Below are 16,867 nucleotides of genomic sequence, written 5' to 3'. Positions count from 1 at the left end.
AGGGCCCGCGCCCGAGCGCATCCCCGGACCGGTGCCCCATCGCGCCGACGAGAGGCTGAGCAGCATGGCAGGAGCAGTCGGAGCATCGAGCAACGCTCTGCTCCGTCGGCACAACCTCGCCGCCATCGCGACCCTGGTGCACCGCTCCGGACCGATCAGCCGCGCCGAGCTGGGCCGCCTGACCGGCCTGAACCGCTCGGCGGTCGCCAACCTCGTCGGCGAGCTGAGCGAGCTCGGCTGGGTGGAGGAGGAGACCACCGCCTCCGACGGCCGCATCGGCCGCCCGAGCGCGACCGTCGTCCCCGGCCTCACCTTCGCGATGGTCGGCGTCCACCTCGACACCGACGCGATCATCGTCGGCCTGGTCGGCCTGCACGGGGACCTCCTCCGCCGCGTCCGCTTCGACACCCCGAAGCCGGCGAGCCCGTCGACCGTCGTCCGCGTGGTCAGCGGCATCGTGGCCGGCTTCCGCGCCGAGCGGGAGACCCATCGCGTCCTCCTCGGCGCCGGCGTCGCCGTGCCGGGCCTCGTGCAGGCCGACTCGGGCTTCGTGCACCGCGCGCCGCACCTGGGCTGGCGCGACGTCGACCTCGCGTCGCAGCTCAGCCGCGCGCTCGACCTCCCCGTCTCGGTCGGCAACGACGCCACGCTCGGCGCGATCGGCGAGTCGCTGTTCGGAGCCGCACGGGGCGTCGCCGACGTCGTCTACGTGACCGGCGGCGCCAGCGGCATCGGCGGCGGCGTGATCATCGGCGGCGTCCCGCTGCAGGGCTCCTCGGGGTTCGCCGCCGAGCTCGGCCACACCCTCGTCGCCGCGAACGGCCGCCTCTGCGGCTGCGGGCGGCACGGCTGCCTCGAGGCGGAGGTCCGGATGCGCTCCCTCCTCGACGTGCTCGGCGCCCGCGTCCTCGATCAGGACGAGCTCGACATCGCGCTCGGCACCTCCCGCGACCCCGCCGTCCTCGGCGAGGTGGCCCGCCAGGTCGACCTGCTCGCCGAGGGCCTCTCGACCTACATCAACCTCTTCAACCCGACCGCGGTCGTCCTCGGCGGCTTCCTCGGCTCGCTGCTCACCGTCGACCGCGAGCGCCTGGCGGCCCGCGTCTCGGCGCGCGCCCTCAGCGACCTCGCCCGCGGCGTCCGGATCGAGCGCGCGGCCCTGCGCTCGAGGCTGGAGCTGGTGGGGGCCGCGGAGCTACCCTGGCGTCGCGCGCTCGCGGATCCCGCGGCGGCGGTCGGCGGCTCGGAGCCGCCTCCCGCGTCCGGCCCTGGCTCGCGGACGGACGCCCTCGGCGCCCGCGCCTGAAACCGACGTCGAGGAGCACGAGCATGGCCGACTTCAACGAGCAGATCATCGCGGAGTTCCGCGCGAACGGCGGGACGGTGACGACCGCGGGCTTCGGCCGCAGCCTCGTCCTCGTGCACCACACCGGCGCGCGATCCGGCGAGGAGCGCATCGCCCCGCTGATGGGCCTGCACCCCTCCGACGACGTCTGGCTGATCGCCGCCTCCGCCGCCGGCGCCCCGAAGCACCCGGCCTGGTTCCACAACCTCGAGGCGAACCCCGACACCGTGATCGAGACCCCCGACGACGGCACCGTCCCCGTCCGCGCCCGCACCCTCGAGGGCGCCGAGCGCGACGCCGGCTGGAAGCGCTTCACCGACGCCTCCGAAGGCTTCAAGGGCTACGAGGCCAAGACCACCCGCACCATCCCCGTCGTCGAACTCACCCGCCGCTGACCCCGTCCTTCCCTCTCGCGAGATGCCACTTGTGCACGCGACACGCCGTGAAAAGCGTGCACAAGTGGCATCTCGCGGGGGGCGCCGGGCGTCAGCGGAAGGGGACCGGGACCGCGTCGGGGGTCGACCAGCGGAGGGCGAGCCGCTCGCGGAAGCCGTCGCGCCGCAGCTCCGCCTCGAGGGCGTCGATGACGATCGGCAGCAGCGCGCGGCGCTCCACCAGCACGTCGAGCACCAGCTCGGCGCCGTCTGTGAGGAGCACCGAGCCGACCTCGGGCAGCACCGCGATCCACTGACGCCCGCCCACCTGCACGTGCCGGTGCCGGCGGAGTCGGCGCAGCAGCTCGGGCAGCGCCCTCGAGTCGAGGCCGCCGACGTCGGCGCGGAGAGCGATCATGCGCCGACAGTGCCCGCCCGCGGCATCCGCCCGGTGAACACGCGCCCCTCCCCCGGTGTCCCGGCGTCGTCGGCATTCCCTGACGGCCGTCATCGGCTTTCGCCCTGCTCCCCCGATCGCCCTGTGGTCTCGACGGAACCGGGATCGTCCGACGTGTCCGCGGACGAGGAGGCGAATGCACGACCCCGGTAGGAGAAAGGCACCTCCTGGTACAGACCCAGGGTCGGCTGCCGGTTCATGTGATCGGTCACTCGCACGCCCCCCAGCCCGTTCACCTGCCGGTCCGAGGTAGCGGTGCTCCAACAGCCTCAATCGCGCTCCGTACCGCAGGCGAACGGCCTCGAACTCCGGGGTGATGTGGACGTTGTCGAGGAGGGAGGAGCAGTACCCCGCGCAGGCCATGGGGAAGAGCAGAGCGGAGACGACGATGTCCGAGAGCTGCAGAACGACGTGCGCATCACTGTGGCCGAACAGCGGCGACTCCACCAGGTGCGGGAAGGAGTCTCCGCCCGACTTGAAGCGCTTGGTCGTGATCCGGTGAACACTCGGCACGTTCTTGCTCTTCGTGCGGGCGTCGAGGATCACCTGTCCCGGTGTCTCCGCAGCTCGCAAGGCGACTTCGAACTGCTCCGTGATCCACGCGATGGAGTCCGAGTACACCCACCGCCGCAGAGGCTTCTCGCCCTTCACGCTCACATCGCCGACGATCGTCACGTGGTGCTCCTCCAGCAGCTCGAGCACATCGTCGAGAACTCCGAAGGCGCGACGACGCGGGCGCCTGGACCCGGAGCGGATGTCCTTCCGGAGCTCGCTCCCCTTCATCTCGAAGCGGATGACGTCCGAGAGCTTCGCCTCGTCGGCACTGAGACTGGTGTTGTCCTTCTTCTTGATCTGGAGGAACCGCCAGATCAAGGACTTCGCCATCCGATGCTCGACGACCAGGCCGGCGATCACAGGCGGATCCGTCGACGTCCTGAGCGCCGCTTCATCCCCGGACTCGTCGATGCAGCAGAGCAGCAAGCGATTCCCTCCCTGGAACCATCGACGCGGAAACAACTACAGCCACCTCGCGGACGAGATGGCTGTAGGACTTGCCGCACTGAGTGCGGCGGACGCTTGACGCACCGGTCACACTGCCATGGTCGGCATCTCGGATCAAGCTCATGCCGCGGTGGAGGCGATCCCGGCGCGCGATGACCGGCCCTCGTCGCGTCGTCGAGCCGTGCCTGATCACAGTCCGGGAGCGACACAGCCCCCGGTGAACGACACAGCCCCCGGTGAACAGCACAGCCCCCGGTGAACAGCACAGCCCCCGACCGGATTCCGATCGGGGGCTGTGTTTCTGGTGCGCGAGGGGGGAGTTGAACCCCCACGCCCTTTCGGGCACACGGACCTGAACCGTGCGCGTCTGCCTATTCCGCCACTCGCGCTCACCAACGGCACCGAAGCACCGACGAGAAAGACTAGCACTCCCGCGGCCGAGACCAGAAACCGGGCGGCGCGCGGCTCGGCCGTCACGTGCCACCTCCGGCACGCGAAACGGCCCTCGGCACGCGAGATCGGCCGATCCGCGCGTGCCGGACGCGGTTCCACGAGCCCGAGCCCGCCTGCCCGGACCGGCGCGGTCCGCACCCCGAATCCCGCTCGGGGAGGCCGTATCCAGAGCATCCCAGTAACATGCCCGTAGCCGTGCGCGGCGCAGACACGAGATCGGAAGCGGACCGGGCGCGCAGACACCTCGATCCCAACGCGACCGCCGAGAGGCGAAGAAACGGAAGATCGGAAGACTGTGGGCATTCTGGACAACTTCGAGAAGGGACTCGAGCGCGTCGTCAACGGCGCTTTCGCTCGGACCTTCAAGTCGGGTCTGCAGCCGGTCGAGCTCGCCTCCGCTCTCCGCCGCGAGCTCGACACCACGGCGGCCGTGGTCACCCGCGACCGCATCCTCGTGCCCAACCAGCTGACCCTGCGCATGTCCGCCGCCGACCTCGACCGGATGGAGCGGATGGGCCCGACGCTCATCGACGAGCTCACCACGGTCGCCACCGAGCACGCCAAGAAGCAGGGCTTCCGCTTCTCCGGCCCGATCGACATCTCGCTCGCCGCCGACGAGTCGCTCAGCGCCGGGATGGTCGAGGTCGACTCGCGCAGCGTCAAGGGCGTCGTCGCCTCCACGCCCGCGCTCGAGATCGACGGCAAGCGCTACCCGATCACGAAGTCCAGGACGGTCATCGGGCGCGGCAGCGACGCCGACATCACGGTCGACGACTCCGGCACCTCCCGCAAGCACGTCGAGATCCTCTGGGACGGCGTCCGCGCCCAGGTCCACGACCTCGGCTCCACCAACGGATCCAAGCTCGACGGCAAGCCCGTCACCCAGGCGCCGCTCTCGCCCGGGCAGACCATCTCGATCGGACGCACGCGGATCGTCTTCCGCGTCGTCCAGGGCGCCGCACCCGCGCGCGCCGACCGCTCGCCGTCCGGTCCGTCCGGGCGCTCCTCCGAGGGATTCTGGGACGACCGGCTATGAGCGAGCTCACTCTCTTCCTCCTGCGCATCGCGTTCCTCGCGCTGCTGTGGTTCTTCGTGTTCGGCATCGTCTACGCGCTGCGCTCCGACCTGTTCGGCCAGCGGGTGCGCAAGCTGCCCGCGGGCCAGCAGCCCGCGGCCGGGCAGGACGCCGCTCCGTTCGTCACCGCCGCGCAGCCCGTCGTGGCCGCCGCGGCGGTCCCCGCCCCCGCGCCCCAGCCGTCGGCCCCCTCCGCACGGCGCCCCCGCGAGGAGCGCACCGACTCCGGCGGCGTCGCCACCGTGCACACCGCGCAGCGCCTCGTCATCACCTCGGGCCCCAAGCGCGGCACCGAGCTCGAGCTCAACGGCGAGCCGCTCACGATCGGCCGCTCCTCGGAGTCGGCGCTGGTGATCCGCGACGACTACACCTCGACGCACCACGCGCGCCTGCTGATCTGGAACGACGAGTGGATGATCCAGGACCTCGACTCCACCAACGGCACGTTCCTCGACGGCCGTCGCGTCGGCGCCCCCACCAAGGTGCCGCTGAACACCCCGGTCAAGGTCGGCACGACGACCTTCGAGCTGCGGCGGTCGTAGCGCGTGGCAGCCACACCCGACAGCGCCGCGGAGACGGGCGTCACGCGCGAGAGCGCCGCCGTCTCGCACGTCGGCCGCATCCGCTCCAACAACCAGGACTCCGGCTACGCGGGCCGGCAGCTCTTCGTCGTGGCCGACGGCATGGGGGGGCATGCGGGCGGCGACGTCGCCTCCTCCATCGCGATCAAGCGCATCGCGCAGGCCGACCGCACCTACGCCTCCACCTACGAGGCCGAGGACGAGCTCAAGCGCACGCTCCTCGCCGCGAACACGATGCTGGCCGACGCCGTCGTCGACCACCCCGAGCTCACCGGCATGGGCACCACCGTCAGCGCCATCGTCCGCGTGGGCGAGTCGGTCGCCATCGCGCACATCGGCGACTCCCGGATCTACGTGCTCCGCGACGGCAAGCTCGAGCAGGTCACCACCGACCACACCTTCGTCCAGCGCCTCGTCGACTCCGGCCGCATCACCGAGGAGGAGGCGATGACGCACCCGCGCCGCTCCGTCCTGATGCGGGTCCTCGGCGACGTGCACACGAATCCCGAGATCGACACCCTCACCCTCGAGACCGAGCCGAACGACCGCTGGCTGATCTGCTCCGACGGCCTCTCCGGCGTCGTCCCGCACGACGAGATCCAGAAGGAGCTCTCCCGGGACGAGACGGCGCAGCAGGTCGCGGACCGCCTGATCCGCGACAGCCTCTCGCACGGCGCACCGGACAACGTGACGGTCGTCATCCTCGACGTCCCGGGCGCCGGCGACACCGCGCAGATCCTCGCGCCGACGGCCGAGCCCGTGATCGTCGGCTCCGCCGCCGCGCCGACGCCGCTCAGCACCGACGACTCGCAGAACCGGATCCGCATCCCCGGCCTCCGCCTGCACACCCGCGCCCCGGCCGCCCAGGGCCCGACCCACTTCGAGCCCGCGTCCGAGGACTACCTCGACGAGCTGATCGAGGAGGACCGCCGCCGGCACCTGCGCCGCCGGATCACCTGGCTCGTCGGCCTCTCGCTCGTGCTGATCGCCGGCTTCCTCGGCGTCCTGCTCGCCTACGACTGGACGCAGTCGCGCTTCTACGTCGGCACCGACGGCCAGAACGTCATCATCTATCAGGGCATCCAGCAGTCGGTCGGGCCGCTCTCGCTCTCCGGAGTGAAGGAGGACACGGGGATCCCCCTCGACTCCCTCCGCGACTACGACGTCGAGCAGCTCGAGCAGACGATCAGCGCCGACTCCTACGCCGGCGCCGTCGACATCGTCGAGCGCCTGACGGACGCGAACGGAGCACCGTGACCGCCACCGCCACTGCCCCCGCCACCCGGGAGCGCCCGCGCTTCCTCCGCCAGCGCCTGCGCAACCTCGAGCTGCTGCTGCTGATCGGCGCGTGCCTGATCGACGCGTCGGCGATCGTCCTGGTCCAGCTCGGCGCCCTCGGCGCGGTCGACACCACCCTCGTCTCGCTCGGCGCCGGCCTCTCCGGTCTCGTGCTGGTCGTCCACGTCGTGCTGCGCTTCGCGGCGCCCGAGGCCGATCCCTTCCTCCTGCCGATCGCCACCGTCCTCAACGGGCTCGGCGTCGCCGAGATCTACCGGATCGACATCGCCGACGGCGCGACCGGCTGGGAGTCGGTCGCCGTCCGGCAGATCATCTGGAGCGGCCTCGCGATCGTCGCCGCGATCGTCGTCCTGCTGGTGATCCGCAACCACCGCGTCCTCTTCCGCTACACCTACGTGGCCGGATTCGCGGCGATCGTGCTGCTCCTGCTCCCCCTCCTGCCGTTCATCGGCAAGGAGGTCAGCGGCGCCCGCGTCTGGATCGGCATCGGCGACTTCTTCAGCTTCCAGCCCGGCGAGATCGCCAAGATCGCGCTCGCGGTCTTCTTCGCCGGCTACCTCGTCCGCAACCGCGACTCGCTCTCGATGGTCGGCAAGACCTTCCTGAAGATGCGCTTCCCGCGGCTGCGCGACCTCGGCCCGATCCTCGTGGTCTGGGCCGTGACGATGGGCGTCATCGTCTTCCAGCGCGACCTCGGCACCGCGCTGCTCTACTTCGGCCTGTTCCTCGTGATGCTCTACGTGGCGACCGGCCGCACCAGCTGGGTGCTGATCGGCGTCGGGCTCTTCCTCGGCGGCGCGATCCTCGCCAGCCAGACCCTCGGCTACGTCGGCAACCGCTTCGCGAACTGGCTCGACGCCTTCAGCTCCGACCGCTACGGCGCCGACCCCGGCGGCAGCTACCAGCTCGTGCAGGGACTGTTCGGCCTCGCGCACGGCGGCCTGCTCGGCACCGGCCTCGGCCAGGGCATGCCCGACATCACCCCGGTCCCGCAGTCGGACTACATCATCGCGAGCCTGGGCGAGGAGCTCGGCCTCGCGGGTCTGTTCGCGATCTTCGGCCTCTACCTCCTGCTCGTCTCGCGCGGCTTCCGGATCGGCTTCGCCGGCCAGGACGACTTCGGCCGGCTCCTCGGCGTCGGGCTCTCGTTCGTGATCGCCCTGCAGTGCTTCATCGTCATCGGCGGCGTCACCCGCGTCATCCCGCTCACCGGCCTCACCACGCCGTTCCTCGCGGCCGGCGGCTCGTCGCTCGTCGCGAACTGGATGATCGTCGCCGTCCTGCTCCGCCTGTCCGACACAGTGCGCAATCAGCCGCGTCTGGTGGTGTGACTCCCCGATGAACCGAGAACTCAAGCGCGTGAGCTTCGTCGTCCTGGCGATGTTCGTGGCCCTCTTCGTGTCCACCTCCACCATCCAGGTCCTCCAGGCCGACACCCTCTCCGAGGACTCCCGGAACACCCGGACGCTGTACGAGAGCTTCTCGACGGAGCGCGGCGTCATCCTCGCCGGCGGGGAGCCGATCGCCTCCTCGACGCCGTCGGACGACATCTACAAGTTCCAGCGCCAGTACGCGAACGGCCCGCTCTACTCGGCCGTGACCGGCTACTTCACCCTGAACCAGGGCACGACGGGCATCGAGCGCTCGCTGAACGACTACCTCTCCGGCACCTCGAACTCGCAGTTCTTCGACGAGATCAACAACCTCGTCACCGGCCAGGACCCCAAGGGCGCCTCGGTCGAGCTCTCGATCGACCCGGTCGCGCAGCAGGCCGCGTTCGACGCCCTCGGCGACTACACCGGAGCGGTCGTCGTCACCGAGCCGGCCACCGGCCGCATCCTCGCGATGGTCTCCAAGCCGACCTTCGACCCGAGCGCCCTGGCGTCTCACGACACCGACGACGTCCTCGCGGCGTACCGCGCGCTGAACGACGACCCGACCGATCCCCTCATCAACCGCGCCATCGGCGGCTCGCTCAACCCGCCCGGCTCGGTCTTCAAGCTCGTCGTCGCCTCGGCCGCCCTCGAGTCCGGCCGCTTCACGCCCGACTCCAGCTTCCCGAACGTCCAGGCGTACACCCTGCCGGGCTCGAGCTCGCAGGTCACCAACTCCGGCGGCGGTCTCTGCGGCTCCGGAGACACGGTGACCCTCGCCACGGCGGTCTCGCTCTCCTGCAACGTGCCGATGGCCGAGATGGGGGTCGAGCTGGGCGCCGCCGCGATCCGCGCCCAGGCCGAGAAGTTCGGCTTCGACACCGAGCTCGAGATCCCGATGTCGGTCGAGGCGAGCACCTACCCGCAGACCACGGACGACGCGCAGACGGCGCTGACCGCCTTCGGCCAGTTCGAGGTGCGGGCGACCCCGCTGCAGATCGCGATGGTCTCCGCGGCGATCGCGAACGGCGGCGAGGTGATGCAGCCGAACCTGGTGGACGTCATCCGCTCGCAGGACCTCAGCGTGCTGCAGCGCTTCGAGGAGAAGTCGCTCGGCCGGGCCGTGAGCACCGAGACGGCGGACGCCGTGAAGGCCATGATGGTCGCCAGCGTCCAGGGCGGCGCGGCGACGAATGCAACAATAGGTGGCGTCACGGTGGCCGGTAAGACCGGCACCGCTGAGAACGGCGGGGACGACCCGTACACCCTCTGGTTCACCGGATTCGCTCCTGCGGACGATCCGCAGTACGCCATCACCGTCCTCGTGGAGGACGGCGGGGGGCTCGGCCAGACCGGGTACGGCAACCTGATCGCCGCACCCATCGCACAACAGGTACTAGAGGCGGTGCTGAACAAATGAGACCCACATCAGGCCTCACCTTCGGGGGACGCTACGAACTGCAGTCCCGGATCGCCATCGGCGGCATGGGAGAGGTGTGGCAGGCGACGGATCTCGTCATCGGCCGCACGATCGCGATCAAGATCCTCAAGGACGAGTACCTCGGCGACCCCGGGTTCCTCGAGCGCTTCCGCGCCGAGGCCCGGCACGCCGCGCTCGTCAACCACGAGGGCATCGCCAACGTCTACGACTACGGCGAGGAGGACGGCTCGGCCTACCTCGTGATGGAGCTGGTGCCCGGCGAGGCGCTCTCCACGGTCCTCGAGCGCGAGCGCGTGCTGTCGACGGACAAGGTCCTCGACATCGTGGCGCAGACCGCGCTGGCCCTGCACGCAGCACACGCCGCCGGACTGGTGCACCGCGACGTGAAGCCCGGCAATCTCCTGATCACGCCCGACGGCCGCGTCAAGATCACCGACTTCGGCATCGCCCGCATCGCCGACCAGGTCCCGCTCACCGCGACCGGCCAGGTCATGGGCACCGTTCAGTACCTCTCCCCGGAGCAGGCGAGCGGACAGCCCGCCTCCCCCGCGACGGACATCTACTCGCTGGGCATCGTCGCGTACGAGTGCCTGGCGGGCCGCCGGCCGTTCACCGGCGAGTCGCAGGTCGCCATCGCGATGGCCCAGATCAACGACACCCCGCCGGAGCTCCCGGTCACGGTCGCCGAGCCCGTGCGCAACCTGGTCTACTCCTGCATCGCGAAGAAGCCGGTCGACCGGCCGGCGACCGCCGCGCACCTCGCCCGCGCCGCGCAGGCCCTGCGCTCGGGCGACGTCCGCGGTGCCGCCCTCGCGGTGCCGGCCGTCGCCGCCGACCTGCCCAACACGCAGGCCACCACCGTCCTTCCGTCCGCGGCGGGCAACACGACCCAGGCGACGACGATCCTGGGCGCCGGAGCGACGACCGCCTTTGCGGCGAACCCGCCGACGGGCGCCCTGGACGAGACGATCGAGGCCGAGGAGCCGCGCAAGCGCAGCCCCTGGACCTGGCCGCTCGTGGCCCTGATCGTGATCCTCGCCGTGGTGATCGGCGGCACGATCTTCGCGCTGACCAGCAACGGCGGCACCGAGGCCGAGCCGACGCCGAGCCCGACGGTGAGCCAGCCCCCGTCGCAGGCGCCGTCCCCCTCGCAGACGCCGTCGGCGACGCCGAGCTCGAACATCGTGGTCATCAACTCCTCCGACTACGTCGGCCGCCCCTTCGACGAGGTCGAGGCCGAGCTCACCGAGCTCGGGATGGGCGTCCAGCGCGAGGAGGGCTCCAGCGCTCCCAGCTCGGACCAGATCGGCACGGTCGAGGAGGTCAACCCGACCGCCAACGTGATCAAGGGCACCACGATCGTCGTCACGACCTACACCGAGGTCGCCGTCCCCGGCGCTCCGACCGCCGTCCCGACGGTCACCCCCGCCGCGTCGAGCGTCGAGCCCGGCGAGACGTTCAACGTCACCTGGAGCAACTACAACCAGTGCCCGAGCGGAACCTCCGTGACCGGTTACCGGGTGACAGTTTCCGGCGAGGGCGCGACAGTGACGAGCACCAACCCGTCGACGTCGACCACCGCGACGATCCAGGCCGGCGGGTCCGCAGGCACGATCGACATCACCTACACGGTGCTCTGCGGCGAGCCCGAGTCCCCCGCCTCGCCGACCCTCTCGGTCCCCGTCGTGGCTCCTACCCCGACGCAGACCCCGACGGCGACGGCCACCCCGACCTCGTCGGCGCCGGCCTCGAACGCCCCCGACGAGCGCTGACCCTTACCGCTCGAATGAGCCCGCCCTCCGACCGCGACCGCGGCACCGGAGGGCGGGCTCCTCGCTTTCAGCGGCCGCGACTGTCCTGACGGCGAACCAGGGCACGAGTGACCACTGCAGCGATCACCCCCGAGACGGCAGCGATGCTGATCCGCGCCGGAGCGGGCAGCTCCGTTCCTACGGCGAGCACCACTGCGATGGTGAGGACCACGAGCAGTAGCGCGACGACCGCGAGGCGATCCGCGGAGAAACGAGAGGACGAGGACATGGGACTCCTTCGATCGATGTTGGTCTGACTAACGACGAGCCGCTCGATCAGCCCGTCTCATGATGAGGCGAACTCACCATGTGATACCCGCGGCTCCTCGTCAATGGAGGAGCGAACGTGGCGCGGGGCGCTGTCGCACGACGTCGGTCTCGGAAGGGTCCGCGCGGGCCTCACCCGGCGGCGCGATGAGTGCCCGGCGCCGCGCGCCGGGCTGCCGGGAGGCGCCCGGGTACACTTGCCGTGGCTCCCCGGGGGCCGTGCCACACGGAAGTACAGGGCGGGAGCGTGCGCGTGACGGATGAGGGACGCCTGATCGCAGGACGGTACCAGGTCGGGCCCCGGCTCGGTCGCGGCGGGATGTCCGAGGTCTACCTCGGCACCGACACCCGCCTGGGGCGCACGGTCGCGATCAAGGAGCTCAAGCTCTCGCTGTCCTCCGACTCCGCCTTCCGCCTGCGCTTCCGGCAGGAGGCGCAGTCCGCGTCCCGCATGTCGCACCCGACCATCGTCCGCGTCTTCGACGCCGGCGAGGAGGTCTCGCTCGACGACACCGGCGCGGAGTCGCGCCGTCCGTTCATCGTGATGGAGCACATCGAGGGGCGCCTGCTGAAGGACGTCATCGCCGAGGGACCGGTCGAGGTCGACGAGGCCGTCCGCATCACCGAGGGCATCCTCACCGCGCTCGAGTACTCCCACCGCGCGGGGGTCGTCCACCGCGACATCAAGCCCGGCAACATCATGCTGACCCCCTCGGGCCAGGTGAAGGTGATGGACTTCGGGATCGCCCGCGCCGTCTCCGACTCCGCCGCGACCGTGGCGCAGACCACCGCGATCCTCGGCACCGCCGCCTACTTCTCGCCGGAGCAGGCGAAGGGCGAGCAGGTCGACGCGCGCAGCGACCTCTACTCCGCCGGCATCGTCCTCTTCGAGCTGCTCACCGGCCGCGCTCCCTTCCGCGGGGACACCCCGGTGGCCGTCGCCTACCAGCACGTCAGCGAGACGCCCCCGGCGCCCAGCTCGATCAATCCCGCCGTCTCGCCCGCCCTCGACGGCGTCGTCGCCCGAGCGCTGTCGAAGGACCGCTACGAGCGCTTCCAGGGAGCGGCCGAGTTCCGCGACGACCTGCGCGACGCCGCGGCCGGCCGTCTCCCCGACCACCGCCCGATCGACGAGCTGACCACGTCTCTCTTCGCCGCACGCAGCGGCGGCGGCATGAACGACTCCGAGCTCGCGCTGCGCCAGCTCGCGGAGGACAACTCGATCGTCCGCACCCAGCGCCGCCCGCCGGTGCTCTGGATCTGGTCCTCGATCGTCGTGCTCGCCGTCATCGTGGCGGCGCTGGTGATCTGGGTGCTCACGCTCCAGCCGACGACCACCCTGCCCTCGCAGTCGCGCGAGGTCCCCGTGCTGACGGGCACCAGCTACGACAGCGCGCAGTCGACGCTCACCGAGCTCGATCTGGTGGCGAGTCAGCTCGCGGAGTTCAGCGACACGGTCCCGGCCGGCGAGGTGATCCGCACCGATCCCGGCTCCGGCACGATCGTCGCGCCCGAGACGGTCATCCGGGTCTACGTCTCTCAGGGCGCCCAGCCGGTGGCCGTCCCCGAGACGGCGGGGTCGACCCTCGAGGAGGCGATCGCCGCCCTCACCGGGGCCGGCTTCTCGGAGGGATCGCAGACGCGCCAGAACTCGCCCACCGTGCCGGGCGACGTGGTGCTCTCCAGCACTCCTGCCGGCGGCCAGCAACTCGCCCCGGGGACGCCGGTCGACCTCGTCGTCTCCTCGGGCCAGGTGACCCTGCCCGACCTCGTCGGCCAGACGCTGAGCACCGCCCTCGCGACCCTGGCGTCCGAGCAGCTCCAGCTGATCGGCGAGGAGGCTCCCGACGAGACCTGCGAGTCCGTCCGGGCCAACCCGCCGATCACCACCCAGTCGATCGCCCCGGGCGACGTCCCCCAGGGCTCGACCGTCGAGCTCGGCTTCTGCGCCGGCTGACCCTCGCTCCCGGAGGGGCGCATAGAGACCCGCCAGCCCCGACAAGGGGATCTCGCGGGGCACCCACCGTGGAAGAGACGCCCGCACCCATGCTGGTCGAGTAACCCCGCACGGGCGTACATGCTGGTCGAGTAGCCCCGCAGGGGCGTACATGCTGGTCGAGTAGCCCCGCAGGGGCGTATCGAGACCCGTCGTCGTCAGCAGGACAGGTCCGCAGACTCGCCCTTCCGGCGCTGGTGGATCTCGACACGCCCGCTGCGCGGGCTACTCGATCAGCAAGGACGGCCCGGGCGGTGGGCGCCGGACTCGGGCGTCCTACGCGCGCCGGGCGGCGTCCGCGAGCGGCGGCGCGAGCCGCAGCACACCCTCGTCCGGCGAGCCGGCCTCCATCGGCGTCCCCACCCGCCCGCGGATGTCGCTCGGGGTGAGACCCTCGCGGCGCTTCAGGGCCCGGCGGAGGTGGTCGGCGGACGAGAAGCCCGACGCCGCAGCGATGGCCTCGAGCGGCACCTCGCGCGGGCGGCGGCGGAGCAGCTCGACGGCGCTGGCGACCCGGGCGCGCTCGATCTCGCTCGCCACCGTCGTCCCCGCATCCTCGAAGAGCCGCTGCAGCGAGCGCGTGGACACGTTGACCGCGTCCGCGACCGCCTCCGGGGTGCAGCGCGGGGTCCGGTGGGTCCGGTCGATCACGGTCCGCGCTCGGCCGAGGGTCGCCGCGCGCACGCTCGTCGCCCCGGGCTGGGAGCCGGCCGACGCGAGGAAGGCGCTCACGAGCAGCTGCTTGACCACGTGACCGAAGCCGTCGACCTCGTGGTCGGACGGGAGTCCCGTGCCCGACTCCGCCGCGAGCGCGAACGCCGTCGTGAAGGCGAAGGCCGCCCGGGTGGACCGGGCGTCCGGATCGAGCGCGTACACGTTCGAGCCGAGATCGAAGCCGTAGCGGCGCATCTCGTCCGCGCGGATGGTGATCTGGAGGGAGGTGACGGGCATCGTCGACTCGGTGGTGAAGGTGGTCGTCCCCGGCTGATAGGCGATCGAGCCGGGCCGCAGGAGCACCGTCCGGTCCGGCCCGACGAGCCGGACCGCGCCCTCGATCAGGAAGCTGAAGCTCAGGATCGACGTGTCGTCGGCGCCCCAGGTCCCCCGGAGGACCCGCAGAGGCGAGGTCGTCAGGAGCACGACGCTGATGCCGGCCGCGGTGAAACCGGAGCCCGCCATGCGTGGAACAGTGCCCGGCTTGACGACGATGCGTGGGCCCAGTGTCTCGAGCTCGCGAATTCCGGAATAAGCCCAAGAAATCGATTCCACCATGTGATGCCTCGGAATTCTCTTCTCGACGGCACCGGTCCCCTAACCGGCGCCCTCCGATTATGCCCGTCATGCCCCTCGCATCATCCGCCAGTGCTCCGTCAAATCACGCCACCCGCTCGGGGGGATCGCGAAGGCCCGCGAGCGGCACTTCCTTGTCGTGGCGCCGATCTCCAAAAGAGTGCGCGCTCTCATAGCGCGTCGATGGCGCGGATCGCACCCCTTCTGACGCTCATCTCAGCCCCCCATCAGGGGGTGACCCGCACAGGTGATCTCTCGGACCGGGAGGGGTGAATGGGGCGTCGATAAGCGGTGAATGGGCCTGATCACCCGGTCCGATAAGCGGTGCGCCGAGCGTTCGGAACGACCGGGCTCCGCATTCCGCTCCCGCGCCTATCGGGTCGGACGGGGCAGCTCCGTCTCGAGGAGCCAGTTCGAGATCAGCCGACGACCGCCCTCGGTGAGGACGGACTCGGGGTGGAACTGGACGCCGACCGCGGGGGCGGTCCGATGGCGCAGCGCCATCACGACCCCTTCGGCGGTCCCCGCGATGACGGCGAGCTCCGCAGGCAGTGTCGAGCGCTGGACGGCGAGCGAGTGGTAGCGCATCGCCGTGAATCCCGAGGGGATCCCGGAGAACAGCGGGTCGCCGTCGTGCACGACCGCCGAGGTCCGGCCGTGCATCAGCTCCGGAGCTTCGCGGACGCGCGCACCGAGGGCGTGCGCGAGCACCTGGTGCCCGAGGCAGACCCCGAGGAGCGGCTGCGCCTCGGCCAGGGCGTGCCGCGCGAGCGCCACCGACGTGGGGACGTCCTCCGGTCGGCCCGGCCCTGGCGACAGCACGATCCCGTCGCTCCCTGCCGCGCGGTCGATCGCGTCGCGCGGAGACAGCTCCGCTCCCTCGACGACGTCGACCTCCGCCCCCGCCTCGCGCAGGTAGGCGACGAGTGTGAAGACGAAGCTGTCGTAGTTGTCGACGACCAGGACCCGCGTCATCGCGCCGACCGCCTCGGGGGCCGGCTCACGTCCCGACGGTGACGTTCTGATCGAGCACGAGCGACTGCACCCAGGGGAAGACCCACTCGGCGAGCGCGGCGAGCACCGCCACCACGAGGACGATCACGAGGAGCAGCCGGAGCCACCAGGGTCCGGGCAGGACCCGCCAGAGTGCCGCGTACACGGTCAGCCCTCCTGCGCGAGAGAGGCGGCGATCTCGGCCGGCGCACCCGCGGAGCGCGGCTGCCAGGACTCGAAGACGCCGTAGGCGATGATCCGCTCGGCGGTGGACAGCAGAGGGTTGCAGCTCGTGAGGGTGATCAGCCGGTCGGTCGGCGTCACTCCCGTCGTCCACGGGACGGGGTCGATGACCTGGATCTCCGAGGGCTGCACGTACTCGAGGTTCCGGAACCGGTAGGTGTACCAGCCGTCCGCCGTCTCGATGTAGATCGCGTCGCCGAGCTGGAGCTGGTCGATCAGGTGCATGCCGCCGCCGTAGGCGCTGCGGTGCGCCGCGAGGGCGAAGTTCCCCGCCTCGCCCGGCATCTGCGTGCCCGGGTAGTGACCGATGCTGCCCTCGTCGAGGACGTTCTCGGCGTCCACGCCCTCCGCGATGGTGCGGACCCAGCCCTCGCCGTAGCGCGGGATGTAGAGGTTGCCGAAGGAGGTGTCGAGTGCCGCCACCGGAGCGATCACCGGATCGCCGAAGCCGGCGGGGGTCTCGCTCGGCGCCGTCGAGGGCTCCGGCGCGGGGGCGGCGTCACCCCAGCTCTGCCGGAGCTCCGCGGCCTCGGAGGTCTGCTGGCCGGCGATCACCGCGTCGTTCCACCAGAGCTGCCAGCCCAGATAGAGCAGGACGAGCGCTCCGGCGGTCATGAGCAGCTCGCCGAGGACGCCGAAGAACGTCAGGCGGCGGCGCGGTCGCCGTGTGCGCTCTCGTCGGTCGCGCGGTCGCAGCGGGGCGGCGGCGGGCGACGGGGCACTCATGCGACGAGTCTAGGCGCGGGGCGCGCCCGTCCGACGGGCTCCGCGGCCCCTGGCGCGTTCCGCACAGCCGCTCCTGCGCGCCTGCACGGCATCCCCCCGGCCTCGCGCTCCCGGTCGGCGGCCGTCTCCCGGTACAGTGGA

Annotated in this window: 15 protein-coding genes and 1 tRNA gene; 9 read left to right on the top strand and 7 right to left on the bottom strand. The window is 71.3% G+C overall.

Going from position 1 to position 16,867, the window contains the following annotated elements; translation table 11 throughout:
- Nucleotides 1-64: 64 nt before the first annotated feature.
- Nucleotides 65-1,306, top strand: coding sequence for an ROK family transcriptional regulator (locus EDF35_RS07015; RefSeq protein ID WP_123447232.1), 1,242 nt, complete (start codon nucleotides 65-67; stop codon nucleotides 1,304-1,306).
- 23 nt (nucleotides 1,307-1,329) lie between these two features.
- Nucleotides 1,330-1,740 (top strand): nitroreductase/quinone reductase family protein, encoded by a 411-nt coding sequence (locus EDF35_RS07010; protein WP_123731420.1) that lies wholly within the window; start codon nucleotides 1,330-1,332, stop codon nucleotides 1,738-1,740.
- Nucleotides 1,741-1,831: 91 nt separating this feature from the next.
- On the opposite strand, the gene EDF35_RS07005 is transcribed toward EDF35_RS07010, so the two are convergent.
- The gene (locus EDF35_RS07005; protein ID WP_279587519.1) at nucleotides 1,832-3,157 is read right to left on the bottom strand and encodes a DUF3800 domain-containing protein; all 1,326 of its coding nucleotides are present in this window, start codon (nucleotides 3,155-3,157) and stop codon (nucleotides 1,832-1,834) included.
- Between the two features lie 323 nt (nucleotides 3,158-3,480).
- Nucleotides 3,481-3,567 (bottom strand) — tRNA-Leu (locus EDF35_RS07000).
- A gap of 359 nt (nucleotides 3,568-3,926) precedes the next feature.
- Here EDF35_RS07000 and EDF35_RS06995 point away from each other — a divergent pair.
- From EDF35_RS06995 to EDF35_RS06970, 6 genes are read left to right on the top strand one after another with little or no spacing between them, the layout of a single operon-like run.
- On the top strand, nucleotides 3,927-4,667 hold the full coding sequence (locus EDF35_RS06995; RefSeq protein WP_123447236.1) for a DUF3662 and FHA domain-containing protein: 741 nt from the start codon (nucleotides 3,927-3,929) through the stop codon (nucleotides 4,665-4,667).
- A complete protein-coding gene (locus EDF35_RS06990) occupies nucleotides 4,664-5,248 on the top strand; it encodes an FHA domain-containing protein (protein ID WP_123706102.1) in 585 nt (194 codons plus the stop codon). Before EDF35_RS06995 ends, EDF35_RS06990 begins: the two co-directional genes overlap by 4 nt.
- A gap of 3 nt (nucleotides 5,249-5,251) precedes the next feature.
- A complete protein-coding gene (locus EDF35_RS06985) occupies nucleotides 5,252-6,544 on the top strand; it encodes a Stp1/IreP family PP2C-type Ser/Thr phosphatase (RefSeq protein WP_123447238.1) in 1,293 nt (430 codons plus the stop codon).
- Nucleotides 6,541-7,917: an FtsW/RodA/SpoVE family cell cycle protein gene (locus tag EDF35_RS06980; RefSeq protein WP_133961351.1), complete on the top strand. Its 1,377-nt coding sequence runs from the start codon at nucleotides 6,541-6,543 to the stop codon at nucleotides 7,915-7,917. Before EDF35_RS06985 ends, EDF35_RS06980 begins: the two co-directional genes overlap by 4 nt.
- Before the next feature lie 7 nt (nucleotides 7,918-7,924).
- The gene (locus tag EDF35_RS06975; RefSeq protein WP_133961349.1) at nucleotides 7,925-9,379 is read left to right on the top strand and encodes a penicillin-binding protein 2; all 1,455 of its coding nucleotides are present in this window, start codon (nucleotides 7,925-7,927) and stop codon (nucleotides 9,377-9,379) included.
- Nucleotides 9,376-11,172, top strand: coding sequence for a protein kinase (locus EDF35_RS06970; protein ID WP_133961347.1), 1,797 nt, complete (start codon nucleotides 9,376-9,378; stop codon nucleotides 11,170-11,172). The genes EDF35_RS06975 and EDF35_RS06970 overlap by 4 nt, the downstream gene beginning before the upstream one ends.
- 67 nt (nucleotides 11,173-11,239) lie before the next feature.
- Here the strand turns inward: EDF35_RS06970 and EDF35_RS06965 are convergent, their stop codons facing one another.
- On the bottom strand, nucleotides 11,240-11,440 hold the full coding sequence (locus EDF35_RS06965; protein ID WP_133961345.1) for a hypothetical protein: 201 nt from the start codon (nucleotides 11,438-11,440) through the stop codon (nucleotides 11,240-11,242).
- 291 nt (nucleotides 11,441-11,731) lie between these two features.
- Between EDF35_RS06965 and pknB the strand changes: the two genes are divergently transcribed.
- Complete coding sequence (pknB, locus tag EDF35_RS06960) at nucleotides 11,732-13,435, top strand: Stk1 family PASTA domain-containing Ser/Thr kinase (RefSeq protein ID WP_123447243.1); 1,704 nt, start codon at nucleotides 11,732-11,734, stop codon at nucleotides 13,433-13,435.
- A gap of 315 nt (nucleotides 13,436-13,750) precedes the next feature.
- Here pknB and EDF35_RS06955 read toward each other — a convergent pair whose 3' ends face one another.
- The 4 genes from EDF35_RS06955 to EDF35_RS06945 form a co-directional block, all read right to left on the bottom strand.
- On the bottom strand, nucleotides 13,751-14,653 hold the full coding sequence (locus EDF35_RS06955) for a helix-turn-helix domain-containing protein (protein ID WP_123706106.1): 903 nt from the start codon (nucleotides 14,651-14,653) through the stop codon (nucleotides 13,751-13,753).
- A 483-nt stretch (nucleotides 14,654-15,136) separates the two neighbouring features.
- A complete protein-coding gene (locus EDF35_RS06950) occupies nucleotides 15,137-15,739 on the bottom strand; it encodes an aminodeoxychorismate/anthranilate synthase component II (protein WP_123731432.1) in 603 nt (200 codons plus the stop codon).
- Nucleotides 15,740-15,764: 25 nt separating this feature from the next.
- Nucleotides 15,765-15,923, bottom strand: coding sequence for a hypothetical protein (locus EDF35_RS20730; protein ID WP_164874570.1), 159 nt, complete (start codon nucleotides 15,921-15,923; stop codon nucleotides 15,765-15,767).
- A 2-nt stretch (nucleotides 15,924-15,925) separates the two neighbouring features.
- Nucleotides 15,926-16,726 carry a class E sortase gene (locus EDF35_RS06945; RefSeq protein ID WP_123731433.1) on the bottom strand — a complete coding sequence of 267 codons (801 nt, stop codon included), beginning with the start codon at nucleotides 16,724-16,726 and terminating at the stop codon, nucleotides 15,926-15,928.
- Between the last annotated feature and the right edge of the window lie 141 nt (nucleotides 16,727-16,867).

Origin of the sequence: Rathayibacter sp. PhB151, from assembly GCF_004366415.1 — a bacterium.
Taxonomy (GTDB): Bacteria; Actinomycetota; Actinomycetes; order Actinomycetales; family Microbacteriaceae; genus Rathayibacter; species Rathayibacter festucae.
Note: the sequence above shows the minus strand (reverse complement) of the source record. Positions and strands in the feature narration are given on the sequence as shown.

Excerpts from the sequence above, each read along its gene's own strand:
- EDF35_RS07010 (WP_123731420.1), top strand. The coding sequence starts at position 1,330 with ATGGCCGACTTCAACGAGCAGATCATCGCGGAGTTCCGCGCGAACGGC.
- EDF35_RS06975 (WP_133961349.1), top strand. The coding sequence starts at position 7,925 with ATGAACCGAGAACTCAAGCGCGTGAGCTTCGTCGTCCTGGCGATGTTC.
- EDF35_RS06990 (WP_123706102.1), top strand. The coding sequence starts at position 4,664 with ATGAGCGAGCTCACTCTCTTCCTCCTGCGCATCGCGTTCCTCGCGCTG.
- EDF35_RS06955 (WP_123706106.1), bottom strand. The coding sequence starts at position 14,653 with ATGGCGGGCTCCGGTTTCACCGCGGCCGGCATCAGCGTCGTGCTCCTG.
- EDF35_RS06970 (WP_133961347.1), top strand. The coding sequence starts at position 9,376 with ATGAGACCCACATCAGGCCTCACCTTCGGGGGACGCTACGAACTGCAG.
- EDF35_RS06965 (WP_133961345.1), bottom strand. The coding sequence starts at position 11,440 with ATGTCCTCGTCCTCTCGTTTCTCCGCGGATCGCCTCGCGGTCGTCGCG.
- EDF35_RS06950 (WP_123731432.1), bottom strand. The coding sequence starts at position 15,739 with ATGACGCGGGTCCTGGTCGTCGACAACTACGACAGCTTCGTCTTCACA.
- EDF35_RS06945 (WP_123731433.1), bottom strand. The coding sequence starts at position 16,726 with ATGAGTGCCCCGTCGCCCGCCGCCGCCCCGCTGCGACCGCGCGACCGA.
- EDF35_RS07015 (WP_123447232.1), top strand. The coding sequence starts at position 65 with ATGGCAGGAGCAGTCGGAGCATCGAGCAACGCTCTGCTCCGTCGGCAC.